Genomic DNA, 18,239 nt, shown 5'->3' on the forward strand with positions numbered 1-18,239 from the left:
TCTTTTCCTCAATTAAGAATAAAATGCATACTTTATTATTAACGGTATTTCTTCCTGAAAATTGAATAATGCTCCACCAACGAAGACAAATCTACTATGTCAGATTAGCCTGAATGATGAACTGCTGCAGCTGTTCATCGCTCCATTCGTACAGGAGGAGCAGCTCTTTATACGGGTCTCCGGCAATAGACAGATAGTCGGCAAATGCTGGCTCGGTCTTCATGCCCTGCTGTTTGCGCAGACGAATCTGCTGACGTCCCTGATCGCCGAGATGTTCCAGCAAGCGCTGTTCCACCACCATATGACGGAATCCATTTTGCTGCTCGACTGCACGAGGCTGGGCAAATACTTCGATCTCCCATTCTTCATACATCCAGCGTACAACAGTACACATCAACCCGTCTACTTCACAGCGATTCAGCATCCAATCGGTCATATGACTATAATGCTCGATCAGTATGGCTTCAAACGTATCGGGATCATGTACTTCGCACAGGATATCCAGATCGCTGCTGCCAATATCAATATCAAGTGGAATCGTTCCGGCCAGTACCGGATCATAGGCAGACAGGACAGAGAACAGATCCAGATGCTGCAGCACCTGATAGGCAGAGCGTTGCCTTGCATTGCCGCTTGCCAGATAAGCGGTCTGTCTGAATATACGCTCTATACGAAGAATCGCTTCCGATGTATTCATCATATTGCCTCCAGTATGACACACAAATAACGGTACAAAGTATCTGCTCGCGTTCCTGACGGAATGTGAAGAAAGATTCTTGTACCGTTATATGCTGTAAATTTATGGATTAACCCTGATTCTCCCAGTGCTCGTTGATGAATTCATCACGGCCGGACTTTTCACGGTCTTCCTTGTAATGCTTAGTGTTCTTTTTGTGGTAATCCTGATGGTATTCTTCAGCCGGATAAAACACGTCGGCAGGCAGAATCTCGGTTACAACCGGCTTGTCGCCAAACCGTCCGCTTGCTCCAACTTCCGCTTTGGTCTTTTGGGCCAGTTCCTGCTGCTCATCATTATGATAAAAAATAGCAGTACGATACTGCGAACCACGGTCATGAAATTGTCCGCCATCATCGGTCGGATCAATCTGCGGCCAGTACAGTTCCAGCAGACGCTCATAAGGGAACAACTCCGGATCAAACGTAATTTCCACTACTTCATAATGACCGGTATTGCCGGTCTTGACCTGCTCATAAGTCGGGTTCTTCACATGTCCGCCAGTATAACCGGATATGATACCATGAATGCCGGGCAATTCCTCAAATGGAGTAACCATGCACCAGAAGCATCCGCCAGCGAATGTTGCTTTTTGCAATTCTGCCATATCGATTTATCCTTTCAGCTGTAAATTGGGTGTCTCTATATCATACCATTTTCAAAACGGAACGTCTGCTTGAACAGCCTGGAGCAGACGAAGATACAGAGATAGCGCCTCTCTATTGCTTCCCTGTCATCTTCCCCATTATAACGTATCATGGAGAAATTACCTGTCTTCATTGAAAGTCGTCCGGGAACGCTCTATGCGACGCAGCTCGGCATTGTGATAGCGGCTGAACAGCAGCAGGGCAGCGACAGCACCCAGCAGGGCAAATGTCATATCCCACTGCGTATCCCACACGTCGCCCTGTGTACCGAGAAAAGCTTCGGCTGCTGTGCCGGTGATTCCTGCTACTGCAAATTCAATCAATTCATAAGCAGCACTAATCGCCATACAAATCGAGATTACAATTGTCACCAGCCATTTCCCCGGACGAAGCGGCGATGTACGAAGCAGCATTTCTCTTACAATCATCGCTGGAAAAAATCCCTGTATAAAATGACCCAGTCGATCATAGTAATTGCGCTCCAGATGCAGACTATCCCGCAGCCAGTTGAACAGCGGCATCTCGGCATAGGTATAGTGTCCGCCAATCATCAGAATAATCATATGCAGCGCAATAAGACTGTAGACGAGACCCGTCAACTGAAACCGCCGATAAGTCAGCAGCAGAATCGCACCGCCAATAAGCGCCGGGAATACTTCCAATATCCATGTGAACCAGTCATGCGGATGAATAGCCGACCAGACCAGCACCGCTACTGTCACAGCCAGTAGTACAATATGCAGCTTTTGTTCCCGCCTTTGCTTCTTCCCTGTACGTAATCTGTTCATTTCCGGAACTTCTCCTTTGGCAGAATAGGATGAAAAGGATCTGTTATGTAGGTAGGATCTTCAGTGGTGCCATTGTAACATACAACAGAACAAACAAAAGCCACAAATCCAGGCTTGGCCCTCGGATCTGCAGCTGATTTGGCATTCATTATATGTCTGTAGCTATTATTCTTCTTCTCTTGGGATGTAGACGACAAAACCGCTGTCTTCACAATACACGTCACCAAATTGATAGATCCCGCTTCGGCTGACGAACAGCCATTCCAGTACTTTTTGAATGGTTTGCAGCATGAGAGTCCCTCCCGTAAATGAAATAAAACCTTAATGGTTTAAGCACATTCTACGGGGGGAGCCGGCATTGTGTCAATCACTATTTTTGTAAAAATATGTTAAGACAATTATCGTTATATTAACTGTGTGTAAACATATTAATTAAAACGGCTTAATCGCATATGCAGCAAGGGATTATAGACATTAATAAATGTTGTATTTGTCTATAAAAAGCACAATATTGCGTTATCAATTAAGCTCTTTTTCATAGATAATAACTTCCATATTATCCCGTGTAATTGAATGTTTTACATACTGAAAGTTCTGTCGTTTCCAGAATATATGTGCAGGTTCATTTTCAATATTTACAGCCAGACGAAAAGCCTGAACCCCCTGGTGAATCAGCCGCTGTTCAAATGCCTGAAAAGCCTGGTTACCCTGTCCTTTGCCCTGACAGGATTTATCGATCATAAACAGTCCCAGCCATGGATAACCATCATTCGGATTTAATGAAAGGTACTCCACGATGCCGATCGGCTGATCATCGCTGCAGATCACATAGCGTTCTGCTCCAAGCTGTATCGTCTCCTCCACTTCCTGCTGTATTTCCTCGGCGGTCAGCTGTTCCCTGCCTTTGATAATACGATTGTAAAATGGATTGGAATTAATGATCGACAGTTCTACTTCCAGCAGATCAGGTGATGTGCTTACAAATGTAATCATATTCTCCTCCTCGGAATCGGTAATGTCTATGAGATACATGGAATGATTACTGCCAGCAAGCGCTCGTACTGAATTTTACCATATTAATGTTAGATGCCAGTGGATCAGAGGTAATACATGGATGACAGCATCACGGATTGCGCAAAACGGTCATTACACTGGTTATATACCTCTTTTTATTTGGCGTGACTTTGCACTCATATCTAAAATATCGAATTTCTACACAAAGGAGACAGCCTATTATGACGAATGACAACTCTATTCCTCGTGATCATACACTGGAGGGCGGAATTGGACTGCTTTCGGAAGGTTATGAATTTGCCATGAAACGTCGTCAGGAATTCCAGTCCGATATTTTCCAGACCCGTATGCTGGGACAAAAGGCAATCTGTATCGGTGGCAAGGAAGGTGCCGAATTATTTTATAATGAAGAGCTGTTCCAGCGCGGCGGTGCCATTCCCAAGCGTATCCAGAAATCACTATTCGGTGAAAAAGGAGTACAGACACTTGATGGACAGGCTCATGCTCACCGCAAAAAGTTGTTCATGTCCCTCATGTCGCCTGAGCGTCTGAATGAAATTGCCGAACTCGTCGAGCAGCAATGGGAAGCGGCTGCGCTGAAGTGGCAAAGTACAGAGCAGCTGGTACTATTTGACGAAGCCCAGCAGGTGATGTGCCGTGCGGCTTGTCAGTGGGCAGGTGTTCCTTTGCAGGAAAGCGATGTGAAGCAGGTCGCTGATGATCTGGGTGATATGGTTGAGTCATTCGGAGCGGTAGGTATGCGCCATCGCCGCGGCAGGCAGGCTCGCCGCCGTACAGAGAAGTGGGTATCACATCTGATTGAGCAGATTCGTGAAGGTGAGCTGGAGGCTCCGGAACAGACAGCAGCCCACGCCATGTCCTGGCACCGTGATACCGAAGCGAATCTTCTGGATACCCAGACGGCAGCTGTAGAGTTAATCAATATTATTCGTCCGATTGTAGCGATTGGTCGTTATGTAGTATTCAGCGCGGTCGCTCTGCATGACTATCCGGAAGCCCGGCACAAACTGGTACAGTCATTGCAGACGGGTGACCCTACCTACAGTCAATGGTTTGTACAGGAAGTGCGCCGATTTTATCCCTTCACTCCGATTCTCGGTGCACAGGTACGCAAAGACTTTACGTGGAAAGATTATTCTTTTGAAGAAGGAACGATGGTACTGCTGGATGTATACGGCACCACTCATGATGAGAAGCTGTGGCAGCAGGCAGATACGTTTGAGCCGGAACGGTTCGAACACTGGAGCGGCAGTCCGTTCGATCTGATTCCCCAGGGAGGCGGCGATCACTACCGTAATCATCGCTGCGCCGGCGAATGGCTGACGATTGATGTGATGCGTGTCAGTCTGGAGTTCCTGACCACCCGTATCACTTATGAAGTTCCTCCGCAGGATCTGACCATCGATCTGTCCCGGATGCCTGCCATTCCGGAGAGCCGGTTTGTGATGAGCGATGTGCAGGTACAGCCGAAGAATGCCGGGTCCTGAGTAGTACGTCTATACTGTGCCATCATAATTGCCATATCCTACAGCATTTACAAAAGCTGCTTGCTGCATATAGTGCAGGGGCAGCTTTTTGCTCAATAGATTCGGCGCATACGATTTTGTAGAAATAGGGTAATATTATTCATAACCTATAGTTCAGGAGGAAACTGTTATGCCGCATAATACACAGCATGTCCCCTATGGATACGAGCCGCCTGTCGAGAAGTTCAGGGGTACACTGATCTACTACGATTCATTCCAGAACACAACAGACGAAGAATTGGAACAGGCGGCAGCTATCGCCGATCAGATGCGTTTCGATCGGCTGGTTCTCTATCCGCTGCATGAACAGACCGTCAAACGAATGTCCAAAACGCCAGTCTCTCCTTTTTACAAACGTGAAGATCGGCTGCATGAATGGCGGCAGGATACCGGACGCAAGGATATTATGATCGAGAGCTGGGAAGGCAAACGCAAAAAATATACTCCCATCGAAGCGGCTCTGCGCACACTGACCGATCATTATACTTCCCCCTACTTTCTCCTGATGACGCCGGATATGGCCAATCAGTTCGCTTCCTTTTCCACTTTTGAAGAATGGATTGTCAAAGTCAGTCTCGTACTGACCGAGCGGCCAAAGCAGCTTCATCCCCGATTGGAAAAATATGCTTCACGCTGGCGGGTAGCGGGAGAAACGCGCAGCAAAGATGCTGCCTCTGATTCCTAATGTCAGCGACCGCGACCCATCGGGTTCCCAGGCTATACCGGATATAAATTCATAATCACAGTCATCCTGCCTGTTACCGGGCCGAATGGCTGTTTTTAGTCCGGTAAAATCTCCTGTAGATGTTCACTCCCGAGCATTTGGCGGAAATGATGGATCATATGGGCGATATAATCCATTGCCAGCCATTTTAGAGTTAGTTCCTGTCCGCTGCGGGTCAGGCATGTCTTCTCGTAATCTTCCTTTGGAATCTGATTCAGTAGCGTAGCAATCTGCAGATTACGCGTCATCCAGAGCAGAATGAGATCCTGCTGATCATAACTGTTCTGATAATCATTCAGCTCCACCCAGCGATCCTGATCATAATCGGTCAGCCGCACAGGTTCTTCCGACAGCGCAATACTGACAAACCGGATATAATTATGCGAAGCCGAATCGCAAAGATGCCCAAGAGTTTCCTTTTGCGACCACTGCCCGGCATGGGGTTTGGCGCTAAATAGATCCGGCGGAATATCATTTAATTTCCCCTGAAAATAGATGACCAGTTCCTGCAATCTGTGACTGAGCGTATTCATATACAGCACTCCTCGCTTGGAATTTGTGAAGACGGAGAATGTTCTGAATCCAACTTTATCAAAATTATAGCACATAATAAAAAGCTGTCCGCTACATGAGCAGACAGCTTCTTTGTTCAGGCATGGATAACGTATGATCGGAAATCATGAGGTTTCTCCATAAGCCAGAATTATCTATTGGATTACTGCGATTACTCGCTAAAATGAATATTTTCGCCAATCGGTACACGGGAACTTACCGGTCTGTTGTACGGATGTTCCTGGTCTTCATAACCAAGCATCACACCAACCATAATCCGCTGATGATCGGGGATACCCAGAATCTCGCGCAAAATATGCGGATAAGATACCGAACTGGCTGCCGGTGTGGAACCCAGTCCATGCTGCGCGGCTGCCAGCATCAGATTACCGGCATAAATGCCTGCATCCAGTGTAGACCATTCCGTCAAATTGCGATCCTGACAGATAAACGCAGCTACCGGTGCATTGAAAAAGTAAAAGTTATTGCGCCAGTTCTCTTCACGTGCCTGCTGATCGTCGCGTGCGATGCCGCTCTGCTCGAATACTTTGGCATAGGCTGCATTCATCCGCTCCTGAATATATTCCGGCCATACTGCAGGCCAGGGCATATTTGCATCATCAGCCGGAATTTTCTCATCATAGGCCTGCAGATTGGCAGTACGCAATCTTTCCAGCGTCTCTCCTGTTGCAACGTATACTTCCCATGGCTGTGAATTCGCCCAGGAAGGAGATTTTTGAGCATCTTCCAGTACACGGATCAACACTTCGTGAGGTACCGGTTTGGATGTATATTTACGAACTGTTTTGCGCTGATCGAAGATATTGCTCATGATAATGATTCCTCCTCTGAATGTATGGAGACGATTGGTTAAGTAGCTATACTGAATAAGAAGACACTTTATTGCTGACAACTATAATAGTTACAATTAAATAGCAGCTTATCCTATTATACCTGATTATGTTGTGATAACAAATATATAGTCTCCATATCATGAGCTATTCGCATCTCCAGACGTGTCCGAAGATTATAAAAATCCTGTAGTCCGCAATAATCCATGCCAAGCCGCTTGATGATCAGCCCAATAATCGAATCATCATAGTCAGGGGTACTCCAGTGATAGAGAGCATGATAAATCTCTTCTGCCGTCTCCTGATTAGGATGAAGAACAGACAGGGATAACCTCCGATATTGCAGCTTCTCGCATAACATCTGGTATAGTACATCCAGCTGATATTCCATCCGCTGCCGATCTTCCGTATCCGTCAGTGTATGCCGTACATCATCAATCAGATCTGTAAACGTCAATCCTACATGACTCATCGCTCTATACATCCATACACAGGTTCCGGTACCTGTATCATGAGCCTCCCAGTAAGGACTCCATAATATCTGTCGTATCCATTCGCGATACTCTGGTCCATATAAGGCAATACCCAGTACCAATCCTGCATTGCAGTCAATAGAAGCCTGCTGTTCTCCCCAGTGATATAACTTCGGAATCAGCGAAGCATCTGCCACCTGGCTGGATAGAGCAGGCAAAAACTCATTAAACAGAGACTGTCCCATTGTCTCTTCGATTGTTCTTCGCAGTATAGCTGCTTCTTTATCATCAAGCTGCAGTTGCAGCAGTCCAAGACAGGCTCTAGTCTGCCACTCCCAGCTCTTACTGTCGTCGAGCGCATAATGAAGCAGGCTGCCCACTGCCTCCTGCACGCCGAGGTAACTACAGGCAGTCAGTATATCTCCCGGTAGTCCAACACGCAGCCGGCCTTCTGTAAAAGCCCATCGATACAATTCCAGTCCCAGCTCCCGATCACCCAGCTTACATAAACCTTCCAGTAGATTAATATAGTCCCAGTCTTCGGGATGAGTAATAAAGCAGTGATACAGCGCATGGGCATCCTCGATATTGCCGTACTTGATAATCATATGCAGCATGGTCTCATACCAGACGGATTCTCTGCTCGTATTCTGTTCCAGCTCCATGATCAATTGCCGGGTAATCGTTAGCATCGGGGAAACTTCCTTTCTAATATAAGGGATTAGTTACATTTCTGAAGAACATGCCTGTCGATCATAACAGTCTTATCATATAAAAAGGCGCTCATCTGAGCGCCCTTTCCCATACCATCATACGGCTACGCCAATCAAAATCTTTTCATCGATCATTTCCATTTATCTTGGCAGCGTCTGAAGATACGTCACATAATATTGGTTGTGATTACGCTGATCCAGTTTGCGGGCAGTTTCCAGTGCCATTTCACTATACTGGGCAGCCAATTTGTTCACATCTGTCGCATGCTCCGGGTACGGGTAAAAAGAAGGAATCTTCACATTGAAGTTGACCTGCTCCTCGGCCAGACGCCGGAATAATGCTGCTGCATAACCATGGAACAGCATATTATCGAGCGGATCTTCATGTTCTGCGGTCCAGGAGATATGTTTCTCAAACAATTCCAGTGCCTTGAACGGATCGGTTACGGTCAGGTATCCGATCTGTTCTCCTATACAGCGCAAAAAGTCATGATTATCCTTGGTCAGCCGATATCCTTTTTTCTGATATTTCTCTGCTTCCTGGTGACGCCCCAGACGGTGCAGGGGCAGCAGTACCTTGGACAAGGTCAGATGCGGAATCTCTGCACAGGTCATTTTCCCGGTCAGAATAGGCTGCGCTGCCTGAAGCAGCTGCTCATCATCACCAAGACGCATATAATATTCGACAAATTCATTCTGCTCACAGGCTTCGCAGTCACTCATTCCGTCCCGTTCCATCGGTCGGAGCTGCTGCAGGAACTGTCCCGCTTCCTCCAACTGACCGGATTGCAGAGCCAGTGTAAAGCGGTAGTACCAGTAGGTCCGGTCATTATAGCCGTGTTCCTGATACCGGCGCCGCATATCTTCCAACAGATTATCGATCTGTGCCCGCTCAATCTCCGGGAAACAGAGCAGATTATCTACGATCCATTTATACGACCAGAGCAGCGGATAATCATAATATTCCTCCGGATTCTTGTCATACTGACCAAGCTGCCAGGAGAAAGCGACCAGCGCTTTGCGCGGATATCCGCTAAATGTAGCCGTCTCGACAATCTCCCCACGAATTTCGTATCCGGCATCGACTTCGCCCAGACTGTCAGCGATCCGCGCCGCTTCATCCAGCAGTTCCAATTTGGCATGTCCATTGGGTAATTGATATGCCTCATCCAGCAATTCTTCGTAACTTCGTTCTGTATTCATAGTTAATTAATAGCCTCCGTTCCCCTGATATATTGATGAATCCTGTCGGTATAATACGAATTGCCATTTCGCTTATCAAATCGGGCTGCGGTATCCAGTGCCTGTTGCAGTACATAATCCGCTAGTGCACCGACATCTGCTTTATCACCCGTATAACCATATTCCATAGGCAGACGGATTTGATAGTGCACATCCGTCTCCTTGCTAAGACGCCGCAGCAGACCAGCTACATGCATACTGAACATCATGGCTTCCAGTGCACTCTCATGATCAATCAGCCAATCTGCATGACGTTCGAACAGATCCAAGCCGAGAAATGGATCGGTATGGGTAAGATAGCCAATATGTTCACCTATCGACTGCAAATAATCACGATTGCTTGCGATATTCGCATAATTACGACTGCGATAATTTTCCGCTTCGGCTGTACGTCCCAAATGGTAAAAAGGCAGCAGCAGTGAAGCAATGGTCTGATGAGGAACCGTAGTACAGCTCATTGTCCCCTGCAAAATAGGTTCGGCTGCCTGCAAAGCTTCTTCATGTCTGCCCAGTATGATATAGTGATCCACCAGTTCATCCTGCTCGCAGGCAGAGCAGTCACTCATCTGATCACGCGGCAGCTGCAGAACAAGCTTCATATAGTCATCCGCCTGCTCCAGCTCTCCGACGTACAGATGCAGGGTATACAGATTGGAGTAATACGTGCGGTCACTATAACCAGCCGCCTGGTAACGTACACGCATATCGTCTATCAGTTCCTGCAGCTGCTCCCGGCTGATCTCCGGAAAATCGATAGCATTGACAAAGATCCATTTGTACGACCAGAGCAGATTATGCTGATTGTATGCCTGCGGATTCTGATCATACTGACCAAGCATCCACGAATAATGAATCATTGCTTTACGGGGATAGCCGCTGAATATCGCTGCTTCCACCAGCTCGCTGCGCACCATGTATCCCGCTTCGATATGTCCCTGATGATCCGCAATCCGTACTGCCTGCTCCAGAAGTTCAACCTTGGTCCGACTGTCTGGCAGTTCAAGCGCCTCTCTGTACAGCGCCAGAATTTCCGGATCAATCGGTGTACTCATAGCGAGTCTCCTTTGCCACCTGCAGACAATCCCCATTCGATAAATCGCAGAATGCCCTGATTCAGGACAGCCATCTCCTGCTTGTTCATTGGATAGTGGCCCATCATGAGTGAATTAACATATAACATCTCGATCGCTACCTGCATCATCTCCTCGCTACCCGGCTGGAAAATGCGTCCAACTACCGGATTGTCCAGATTCAGATACAGCGTCGAATACGCCGACTGCTGCATCGTGGATCCCAGTGAACCGAGAATTGAAGAAAGCGTATCTGTACTTACTTCCTTGGCAGCTTCAAGAGAACGCAGATCCGAAGATTCTTTGGATAGGGTAAACAGTGCCGGCAACTCGGATGGTTTGAACCGCTTCAACTGGATCTGACAACGGAAACGCTGCAGAGCCATATCGGCAAGCCGTGTTTTCTCATAGTATTCCTTGCGTTCCTGCGGTGTCAGATCGGTAAAGGACATGGATACATCTTCCGGCAGCAGACGCTCGGTGACTACCTGTGCATTGACTTCGGGCAGCAGCGCCATTAGCTCGGCATCATAGATGTACCCACCATTAACTACCAGCAAGGATTGTGCCGAAGCCACATGAGTGATCTGACGATATTCGTCCAGTGTCAGCGTATAGTGAATATGATCATGCTCCTTGAGCATTTCGCCCAGAGTACGCCGTCCATAGGTCGTCTCGAACGGCAGCCAGCGGTGAACGATCCGGTAGAACTCGGCATCTTCGGTTGCCAGTGCTTTCATCGACAGGGCATGCAGCTGGATAATATGCTGCAGCCGGTCAGGATCATAGTCCGCCATGCGCATCAGCTCGCTGCGGATGGCTTCGCCCAGCTCATCACGTACTTCTTCCAATCTTTCATTTTCATAAAAATGTTCACGTGATGCTGTCGGCTGCAGTTCATCGGTCCAGATCAGACACTTCACAAAAAAGGCCCAATCCGGCAAAATATTCTCTGCTTTGTCGGAGACAAGCATGTATTTGAGATAAACCTGATGGGAACGCTTGGCATTCAGATTGACTGCATGTGGCAGCACATAGGCAATCCCTCCTGTCCGACCGGAAGCCGTACGCAGTGGAATAAAGTCTCTGAACTGCTCTCCCATTAATCGTTCGCCATACTGTAATACTTCTTCCCGATTACTGCGGGCCAGATCCGGTTCCTGAATCCAGACCGGACGGTAATCATTGATCACTTTGCTGGATGTGCCATCATTGAATGTAATCGGATAAGGCAGCAACGCTCCATAGTAGTACAGGCCACGCTCGAGCTCCTGTGGTTCATAATACATTTCACTGCCTGTCTTGCAGCGCAGGTATACCTTGGTTCCTGCCGATAAATCCGTTTCCAGGGTACGGATACTGTATGTACCATCCGGCTGTCCACGCCATTCCAGCGTAGGTCCACCCTTGGCGGAGCGAGTCACCATGACAATCTCGTCACTCACCATAAAGCAGGAGAGCAGACCAATACCGAATCGCCCGATAAACGTCGTCTCTCCAGTAAAAGCAGCCTCGCCACGCTTGGAAGACTGACCGATTTGTGCCAAAAACTCATGAATATCTTTCTCGGTCAGACCGACACCATTATCTTCGATAATCAGTGTTGAATTTGCACCGCTTCCGGCGAGCTCGATATGCACCTTGCCTTGATAATCCGTCTCCAGCTGGTTACGTGCCGTAATGGCATCCACTGCATTTTGCATCACTTCACGCAGGAATACCCGTGGATTACTGTATAAATGATTGGATAAAATATTGATCATGCCGCTCAGGTTCACCTGAAAACGATAATTATTCTGATTGCTCATAAGTACTCTCCATTCTCACCTGAAATGTGAATATCTATTTTTCTTTCGGATGCAGAGCCTGTGATTATATGTCTTTGGACTGCTTGTGTTCAGCGACCTGATGAAGCACATCTATAGCTTGGATCCGGCTTGTCACTTGATCGTAATCCAGAAAAGCATCGTATTCGTAATAATAATTTAATGCCATCACAATCATCGTGAGCGATATCGGCTGTTTCGCCTGCTTGAGTACATCGATCACATCTTCAAATGTAGCAAGTTCCAACCATGTCTGGACACCTTGCTCCGCAAACCTGGCAGGCAGTATGTCCTCACGATCATTTTGTACCGTCAGCCCTTGTTCTTCCTGCTCCCCGAGCCATTCTTCACTAAAATAATAGATGGGTGTGTGGAGCGGATCTTCATTCCAGTGCTCCACATCGGTATAGAGCCATTCATTATGCAGCTGCCCATGCATAGCGACCAATTCCTGCAGATTCCCGAATGTCATGCTATCCGGACGGGTTCTGCGGTTATAATCCGCCATCCGATCTTCGTATCGACTCAACTTATCCCTCTTTTCTGCCGGAAGACGGACTGTGTTTCATCTGCATTTTGCGCAGCAGCCTGACGATTCCATCGCGGTTTTTGGCTTCTTTCATGTATTTGGGTATAGGATGGGAAGCTGTGCGGATAACCTGAAAATACATGGAATTCTCGCGCAGATCTGCAGAGATATAGTCCAGCAGATAGCTCAGATGCTCCCGATTCAGTGCCCACACCTGTTGTCCACGATAATCATCCATGAAATACAGTTCCAAATTAAAATAAGGCTCTCTACCCTGATAAATCTCCGGCATCTGCCAGTAGCCGGTATCCTGCTTGCGAACAGCAACGCGGTTAACCCTATTACAATGGGGACATGGAAAATGAACCTGCTTTTGACCGAATTGTCGCCGGTTATGCAGCGGCTGGTTGAACCACCTCTCGCAATGTGTACATATTGCAGCTACCGAGTAAGCATATCGCGGCTGTTGTCTTGATTGATACAGGCATGATGAACAGCGCACGATAACTTCTTGTTCATCTGATAGATAGCGAATACTGGCTGGTCCTTCGCACTGAGAACATTTGACGATAATTTCACCGCCGCTGTTCAGGATCGCATAGATGGAATAAGGCATTCCGACAGGATCTTTGAAACGTTTCACCTTTGCACCTCCCTTGACAGGTTATGTCTCCATAACCGGTTAGCTGAATAGGCGTATTATCCATAGCCGTTGCTATATCCAGAATTACATTCCAGTTCTCTCCTTATTCCTGCTATTTAACAGGATATATTACTTATAAGTATACCGATGTATTCGGTCAGTAACAACCTGATTACCGACTGCACCTAACTGGTGAAATAGAATAGAAGCTGCTATTTTATGAATCAACATGTATTAGAATTCTCTAACGTCATTTTGCTTATTCACTCATTTTCCGCCAAAAATACGCATTTTCATGACTGTATGTAAACGTTTGTGAATGAACGATAATGGCTATTTACCGAATTAGCTTGTAATCAATATAAATTGAACAAATTATTTAGCAAGCTACTACTTTTGACCTAATCATTCTCGCAACTGCATACGATAATAAGTAGTATCCAGGTAATTTAATCACTTATTAAATCGACAAAACTACGATAAAAAAATTACCGAAAACGAATTTGGACGTGGAGGCATTCTGTATTATGACAACCAACAATCAGGATCAAACTGTAACCGATGAACTTGTAGTAAAATCTCTTGAGAAAAATCTGGCGATTATCCGGTTTGATACGAATCGTCAGGTCGCTTATGTGAACAATATCTTTGCAAGTACTATGGGTTATACACCAGCCGCCATGCTTGGCATGAGTCACAAACAGTTTTGTTTTCCCGAATTTGTGAATAGTCCCGAATATGAATTAATGTGGAAAAATCTCTTTTCCGGCAAAAGCTTTCAGGATAAGATCAAACGTATGGATGCGCACGGTGACGCGATCTGGCTTGAAGCCACCTACATGCCTGTTTTTAACGAAGCAGGAAACAGAGTCATCGGAGTTACCAAAATTGCAGCGAATATTACTACACGTCAAATGAATATTACAAACGTTGTACAGGATATGCAAAATATGGCCGATGAACTAAGTCAACGCGCAGATACCGGTATCCAGCGCAATCAGGATCTGCTGACCAGCATTAACAAAATTGCTAATGCTTCACTGGAGAATACGTCTACTCTTCAAAATCTGCAACAGCAGGCACACTCTATTCAGGGAGTGGTGCAAACGATTCGTGATATCTCTTCGCAGACACATCTGCTCGCACTTAATGCCGCTATCGAAGCTGCCCATGCCGGCGAATTCGGCCGCGGATTCGATGTAGTAGCCAAGGAAGTACGCAAGTTATCCGGTATGGTCGAGAAATCCATTATTGAAGTCAAAAACAGTGTAGATTCGATCACCCAGGAGATCAATAAAATCTCGGACGGAACTACGGGTGTACAAAGCGATGTGGAAGATAGCCAGCAGCAGATTCAGGTAGCCATAGAGGAATTCTCTACGATTGCCTCATCAGCCCAGCAGTTGGATAACCAGGCACGTAAAGTATCCGATATTATCTAATCTATACTAATTCATCATTATATGATGTTGACCCAATCAGCAGACTGTTATCGCAAGATATTGTGATGACAGTCTTTTTTGATGAAATTAATCTTCTATTTCAGCTATGAAAAGATAGAACATCTCGCTTGAATTGTATAAAATAGGAGATAGAAGCAGTCGTTCGATCTGCTACTGTTCTTTATTGAAAACGTTATCATAAAATAAGTATCAGGCACTGCCAAATTCCTGCAAAGGTGGTCATTCGATGGAATCCTCTTTTCTCAAAAGCTATAGACCGCATCTGCACTTCGCACCGCAGCAAAACTGGATTAATGATCCGAATGGACTCGTTTATTTTGAAGGTGAATATCATCTGTTCTATCAACATCATCCGCATTCTACAGTATGGGGACCGATGCACTGGGGTCATGCTGTCAGTACCGATCTGATTCACTGGGAAGAGCTGGATATTGCTCTCTATCCGGATGAACAGGGTACGATCTTCTCGGGCAGTGCCGTGATTGATTGGAATAATACGTCCGGTCTATTCCCGGATGAGCCAGGTATGGTCGCTATCTATACAACTCATCTGGATACAGCAGATTCGCCGGATATCGATGCACCCTATGTACAGTCACAGTGCATTGCCTACAGCCATGATCGGGGCAGAACATGGACCAAGTATGAGCATAACCCGGTATTATCCAGCACCGACAAGCCTGATTTTCGTGATCCCAAGGTATTCTGGTATCGTCCCAAAGGTTACTGGGTCATGGCGCTGGCGACCGGACAGAGTATTTCGTTCTATACCTCCTCCAATCTGCTGGACTGGAAGCTGGTCAGTGAATTCGGAGCGGGCATCGGCTGTCATGAAGGCGTATGGGAATGTCCGGACCTGTTCCGACTCCCGGTAGAAGGAACCGAAGCGAGTAAATGGGTGCTGCTGGTCAGTATCGGCGATAGTCCGGAGCTGTATCACGGTTCGCGTACGCAGTATTTTACCGGATCCTTTGACGGACGACAGTTTATGCCGGATCACTCCAAAATCCAGTGGCTCGATTACGGACGGGATAATTATGCGGGGGTTAGCTTCTCGGACATTCCCCAGTCGGATGGCCGCCGGATCTATATGGCCTGGATGAATAACTGGCGGTATGCCCATCAGCTACCAACCGGCAATTGGCGCGGTTCGATGACACTGCCACGCGTTCTCTCCCTTCGATCGATCAAGGACAAAATGGTACTCTGCCAGCGTCCGGTCGCAGAGCTGGATCGCAGTTTCACTTCTAAGACCAAACTAAGAAGTCTCTCCATAACCGATGGTCAGACCTATGAAGTCGATCTACCGGCGAGTATTGCTGATATTAATCTGCATCTGCAGCATGACGGCATTGAAGAATTCGGCGTTGTTATCCATCACACAGCCGACCAGCAGACCAGCGTATCCTACAACTCAAGCAGTGAATTGCTGAGTGTGAAGCGGGAATCCAGCGAAGATAGCGAATATGCGCCAATGTTCAATCGTCCGCAGCAGATTCATATTCCATCCAGCAGTCACTTTGGTCTGCGGATTGTACTGGATGCTTCATCAGTGGAAGTATTCGTCAATGACGGGCTGTATTCGATCACCAGCCTTATTTTCCCGGATAAGACATGCGAGCGAATCTCCATCTATACGCGTGGTGGGGATATAAGGTTGTATGACAGCTATATTGCTGCTGCTCCATAACCAACAGTTGAAGATCGATGATTATTCTAACCATTTATGCCCATTTTATTCTAATATCAAAAAGGCAGCAGGATCATTTGATCTCTGCTGCCTTGCTTATTTTACATGCCATTCCATTCCCGGTAAAACCGGTCTACATAGTCCTGCATATACTGATGGCGTTCCTCGGCAATCTCACGAGCGGCTGGAGTGTTGATCCGGTCTTTGAGCTTCAGGAGTTTCTCATGGAAATGATTAATTGCAGTGCTCTGTCCATTGCGGTATTCTTCGGCTGTCATCTGTTCTCTCACCGGTACTTTAGGATCATACATCAGATCACCCACATGGCCGGCATACACAAAGCAGCGCGCAATTGCAATTGCTCCGATGGCATCCAGCCGATCGGCATCTTGTACGACTTTTCCTTCGATCGTACGCATCGGTGGATTATTCCCGCCATTGTAAGACATATTGGCGATAATCTCCAGAATATGCTCTCGCTCCTGCGGGTCCAGCGGCTGCTGATCCAACCAGCCATTTAGACGCTGCATTCCTGCTTCCTTGGATGGATTCAGCTTCTCGTCTGCGATATCGTGCAGCAGTGCAGCCATCGTGCAGATAAACAAGTCAGCCTGTTCGGCAGCAGCCAGGCGCCGGGTCATCTGCACTACACGATGAATATGCCACCAGTCATGTCCGCTTGTCTCACCACTTAGCTCGGTTCGGACAAATGCTTCGGTCTCCTCCAGCATCTGCTGTCTGCTGGAAGACCTTTGCGGAAGATCGCCTGGTTGGGATTCGGAATGGTTTGTTGATAACGGATTTGCTTTTGAATATTGCAGCTGAACTAATTGCTGATTATTGGATGTTGTCATGGGAATATTCCTTTCCTTTTACCAGAATAGCCTGATAATCTGGGGATTACTTTCTTTATGGAGAATACCTCTATTCATTAGTCACATATCGTTACTTACATAGAGATAAGCCATTCTTGATTTGAAAAGTACAGCCTGTTCGAACACCATACCATAATAGCCGCGCCTATGTATCTGCCTGTATATAATACGGCACCAATTCCTAATAATCCGATTCCTGCTCCGCGTCGATTCATTGTCACCCTCCATCTCATTCATTGGACAAATTTATAATATAGGATAATCTCGTACATGAACTGTTCTCTATTTATAACAAAACGACTGTCCTCCTTAGTATAGCAGAGGCAGTCGTTTTAGTTGTTTCCCTGTTATAAAGCTCCATCACACGAAATGAGCATGATCATGCCACATTGTCTATAGAACCTCGTAAATATCCAGCAATACCGCATCCGGCAGACGGGTAGCCGCTCCGATGAATATCCGGTCCTGCAGCCAGCTATACCGTAGACTACTCGTCTCAAATACCGGTACTGTGCGGAAATAGACATGCTCCGGCGCAACAATCTCTCCGGCTGCTGCCTGCTCGCGGTAAGGCTCACTGACCTGACGAATCCCGTTATTTTCGATATAAATTAATTCATTGTCCTGCGTGCGAATAACGTATCTCGCCGATAAATCCGTTTTGCCGTCCGGACGAATAATCTGCGAATCAACGCCGCCCGGCAGCAGATCACCTTCAATCTTGCCGGTTACCCGACCGGATAGAATCGGAATCAGGCGACGGCGTCCCAGAGGAGTAACCCCTACATCAATCGGTGTATCTACCTGAATCGTCAAGGAAGCCATTAAATGAAGTGTTGGTTGCTGCATAGTATCT

The 18,239-nt window shown here is 46.9% G+C and carries 19 protein-coding genes; 4 read left to right on the top strand and 15 right to left on the bottom strand.

Annotation, left to right across the window (positions count from 1 at the left end; all coding sequences use genetic code 11):
* Positions 1 to 94: 94 nt before the first annotated feature.
* The 5 genes from H065_RS0102345 to H065_RS0102365 form a co-directional block, all read right to left on the bottom strand.
* Positions 95 to 700, bottom strand: a complete 606-nt coding sequence (locus H065_RS0102345; RefSeq protein WP_238557863.1) for a DUF4269 domain-containing protein — start codon at positions 698 to 700, stop codon at positions 95 to 97.
* 106 nt (positions 701 to 806) lie between these two features.
* Entirely contained in the window at positions 807 to 1,334 is a 528-nt protein-coding gene (gene msrA / locus H065_RS0102350; protein WP_026135995.1) for a peptide-methionine (S)-S-oxide reductase MsrA, read from the bottom strand.
* Between the two features lie 168 nt (positions 1,335 to 1,502).
* Entirely contained in the window at positions 1,503 to 2,171 is a 669-nt protein-coding gene (locus H065_RS0102355; RefSeq protein WP_017811403.1) for a DUF2238 domain-containing protein, read from the bottom strand.
* Between the two features lie 165 nt (positions 2,172 to 2,336).
* Positions 2,337 to 2,462 (bottom strand): hypothetical protein, encoded by a 126-nt coding sequence (locus H065_RS28430; RefSeq protein WP_017811404.1) that lies wholly within the window; start codon positions 2,460 to 2,462, stop codon positions 2,337 to 2,339.
* Between the two features lie 228 nt (positions 2,463 to 2,690).
* Complete coding sequence (locus tag H065_RS0102365; RefSeq protein ID WP_017811405.1) at positions 2,691 to 3,164, bottom strand: GNAT family N-acetyltransferase; 474 nt, start codon at positions 3,162 to 3,164, stop codon at positions 2,691 to 2,693.
* A gap of 242 nt (positions 3,165 to 3,406) precedes the next feature.
* Between H065_RS0102365 and cypC the strand changes: the two genes are divergently transcribed.
* Together cypC and H065_RS0102375 are read left to right on the top strand one after the other, a co-directional pair.
* Positions 3,407 to 4,693 (top strand): CYP152 family fatty-acid peroxygenase CypC, encoded by a 1,287-nt coding sequence (gene cypC, locus H065_RS0102370; protein ID WP_017811406.1) that lies wholly within the window; start codon positions 3,407 to 3,409, stop codon positions 4,691 to 4,693.
* Positions 4,694 to 4,862: 169 nt separating this feature from the next.
* Positions 4,863 to 5,417: a hypothetical protein gene (locus H065_RS0102375; RefSeq protein ID WP_017811407.1), complete on the top strand. Its 555-nt coding sequence runs from the start codon at positions 4,863 to 4,865 to the stop codon at positions 5,415 to 5,417.
* Between the two features lie 95 nt (positions 5,418 to 5,512).
* On the opposite strand, the gene H065_RS25005 is transcribed toward H065_RS0102375, so the two are convergent.
* The 8 genes from H065_RS25005 to H065_RS0102415 form a co-directional block, all read right to left on the bottom strand.
* On the bottom strand, positions 5,513 to 5,989 hold the full coding sequence (locus tag H065_RS25005; RefSeq protein WP_017811408.1) for a DinB family protein: 477 nt from the start codon (positions 5,987 to 5,989) through the stop codon (positions 5,513 to 5,515).
* A gap of 191 nt (positions 5,990 to 6,180) precedes the next feature.
* Entirely contained in the window at positions 6,181 to 6,840 is a 660-nt protein-coding gene (locus H065_RS0102385) for a nitroreductase (protein WP_017811409.1), read from the bottom strand.
* 116 nt (positions 6,841 to 6,956) lie between these two features.
* Positions 6,957 to 8,024 carry a hypothetical protein gene (locus H065_RS0102390; protein WP_017811410.1) on the bottom strand — a complete coding sequence of 356 codons (1,068 nt, stop codon included), beginning with the start codon at positions 8,022 to 8,024 and terminating at the stop codon, positions 6,957 to 6,959.
* Between the two features lie 162 nt (positions 8,025 to 8,186).
* Positions 8,187 to 9,248, bottom strand: coding sequence for a hypothetical protein (locus tag H065_RS0102395; protein ID WP_017811411.1), 1,062 nt, complete (start codon positions 9,246 to 9,248; stop codon positions 8,187 to 8,189).
* Positions 9,249 to 9,250: 2 nt separating this feature from the next.
* Positions 9,251 to 10,339: a hypothetical protein gene (locus tag H065_RS0102400; protein ID WP_017811412.1), complete on the bottom strand. Its 1,089-nt coding sequence runs from the start codon at positions 10,337 to 10,339 to the stop codon at positions 9,251 to 9,253.
* Positions 10,336 to 12,165 carry an HSP90 family protein gene (locus H065_RS0102405; RefSeq protein WP_017811413.1) on the bottom strand — a complete coding sequence of 610 codons (1,830 nt, stop codon included), beginning with the start codon at positions 12,163 to 12,165 and terminating at the stop codon, positions 10,336 to 10,338. Before H065_RS0102405 ends, H065_RS0102400 begins: the two co-directional genes overlap by 4 nt.
* A 64-nt stretch (positions 12,166 to 12,229) precedes the next feature.
* A complete protein-coding gene (locus H065_RS0102410) occupies positions 12,230 to 12,712 on the bottom strand; it encodes a DUF7716 domain-containing protein (protein ID WP_017811414.1) in 483 nt (160 codons plus the stop codon).
* A 1-nt stretch (position 12,713) separates the two neighbouring features.
* Positions 12,714 to 13,355 (bottom strand): hypothetical protein, encoded by a 642-nt coding sequence (locus H065_RS0102415; protein WP_017811415.1) that lies wholly within the window; start codon positions 13,353 to 13,355, stop codon positions 12,714 to 12,716.
* Between the two features lie 527 nt (positions 13,356 to 13,882).
* Here H065_RS0102415 and H065_RS0102420 point away from each other — a divergent pair.
* Both H065_RS0102420 and H065_RS0102425 read left to right on the top strand, forming a co-directional pair.
* Positions 13,883 to 14,797, top strand: a complete 915-nt coding sequence (locus H065_RS0102420; RefSeq protein WP_017811416.1) for a methyl-accepting chemotaxis protein — start codon at positions 13,883 to 13,885, stop codon at positions 14,795 to 14,797.
* 247 nt (positions 14,798 to 15,044) lie between these two features.
* Entirely contained in the window at positions 15,045 to 16,508 is a 1,464-nt protein-coding gene (locus H065_RS0102425) for a glycoside hydrolase family 32 protein (RefSeq protein ID WP_017811417.1), read from the top strand.
* 101 nt (positions 16,509 to 16,609) lie between these two features.
* Here the strand turns inward: H065_RS0102425 and H065_RS0102430 are convergent, their stop codons facing one another.
* Both H065_RS0102430 and H065_RS0102435 read right to left on the bottom strand, forming a co-directional pair.
* Positions 16,610 to 17,362 (bottom strand): HD domain-containing protein, encoded by a 753-nt coding sequence (locus tag H065_RS0102430; RefSeq protein WP_017811418.1) that lies wholly within the window; start codon positions 17,360 to 17,362, stop codon positions 16,610 to 16,612.
* A gap of 414 nt (positions 17,363 to 17,776) precedes the next feature.
* The gene (locus H065_RS0102435; protein WP_017811419.1) at positions 17,777 to 18,232 is read right to left on the bottom strand and encodes a DUF3237 domain-containing protein; all 456 of its coding nucleotides are present in this window, start codon (positions 18,230 to 18,232) and stop codon (positions 17,777 to 17,779) included.
* Positions 18,233 to 18,239: the final 7 nt, after the last annotated feature.

The sequence above is a fragment of the Paenibacillus shenyangensis genome, from assembly GCF_000346635.1.
Classification (GTDB): Bacteria; Bacillota; Bacilli; order Paenibacillales; family Paenibacillaceae; genus Saccharibacillus; species Saccharibacillus dauci.

Excerpts from the sequence above, each read along its gene's own strand:
- H065_RS0102345 (WP_238557863.1), bottom strand. The coding sequence starts at position 700 with ATGATGAATACATCGGAAGCGATTCTTCGTATAGAGCGTATATTCAGA.
- H065_RS0102355 (WP_017811403.1), bottom strand. The coding sequence starts at position 2,171 with ATGAACAGATTACGTACAGGGAAGAAGCAAAGGCGGGAACAAAAGCTG.
- H065_RS28430 (WP_017811404.1), bottom strand. The coding sequence starts at position 2,462 with ATGCTGCAAACCATTCAAAAAGTACTGGAATGGCTGTTCGTCAGCCGA.
- H065_RS0102365 (WP_017811405.1), bottom strand. The coding sequence starts at position 3,164 with ATGATTACATTTGTAAGCACATCACCTGATCTGCTGGAAGTAGAACTG.
- cypC (WP_017811406.1), top strand. The coding sequence starts at position 3,407 with ATGACGAATGACAACTCTATTCCTCGTGATCATACACTGGAGGGCGGA.
- H065_RS0102375 (WP_017811407.1), top strand. The coding sequence starts at position 4,863 with ATGCCGCATAATACACAGCATGTCCCCTATGGATACGAGCCGCCTGTC.
- H065_RS25005 (WP_017811408.1), bottom strand. The coding sequence starts at position 5,989 with ATGAATACGCTCAGTCACAGATTGCAGGAACTGGTCATCTATTTTCAG.
- H065_RS0102385 (WP_017811409.1), bottom strand. The coding sequence starts at position 6,840 with ATGAGCAATATCTTCGATCAGCGCAAAACAGTTCGTAAATATACATCC.
- H065_RS0102390 (WP_017811410.1), bottom strand. The coding sequence starts at position 8,024 with ATGCTAACGATTACCCGGCAATTGATCATGGAGCTGGAACAGAATACG.
- H065_RS0102395 (WP_017811411.1), bottom strand. The coding sequence starts at position 9,248 with ATGAATACAGAACGAAGTTACGAAGAATTGCTGGATGAGGCATATCAA.
- H065_RS0102400 (WP_017811412.1), bottom strand. The coding sequence starts at position 10,339 with ATGAGTACACCGATTGATCCGGAAATTCTGGCGCTGTACAGAGAGGCG.
- H065_RS0102405 (WP_017811413.1), bottom strand. The coding sequence starts at position 12,165 with ATGAGCAATCAGAATAATTATCGTTTTCAGGTGAACCTGAGCGGCATG.
- H065_RS0102420 (WP_017811416.1), top strand. The coding sequence starts at position 13,883 with ATGACAACCAACAATCAGGATCAAACTGTAACCGATGAACTTGTAGTA.
- H065_RS0102425 (WP_017811417.1), top strand. The coding sequence starts at position 15,045 with ATGGAATCCTCTTTTCTCAAAAGCTATAGACCGCATCTGCACTTCGCA.
- H065_RS0102430 (WP_017811418.1), bottom strand. The coding sequence starts at position 17,362 with ATGACAACATCCAATAATCAGCAATTAGTTCAGCTGCAATATTCAAAA.
- H065_RS0102435 (WP_017811419.1), bottom strand. The coding sequence starts at position 18,232 with ATGCAGCAACCAACACTTCATTTAATGGCTTCCTTGACGATTCAGGTA.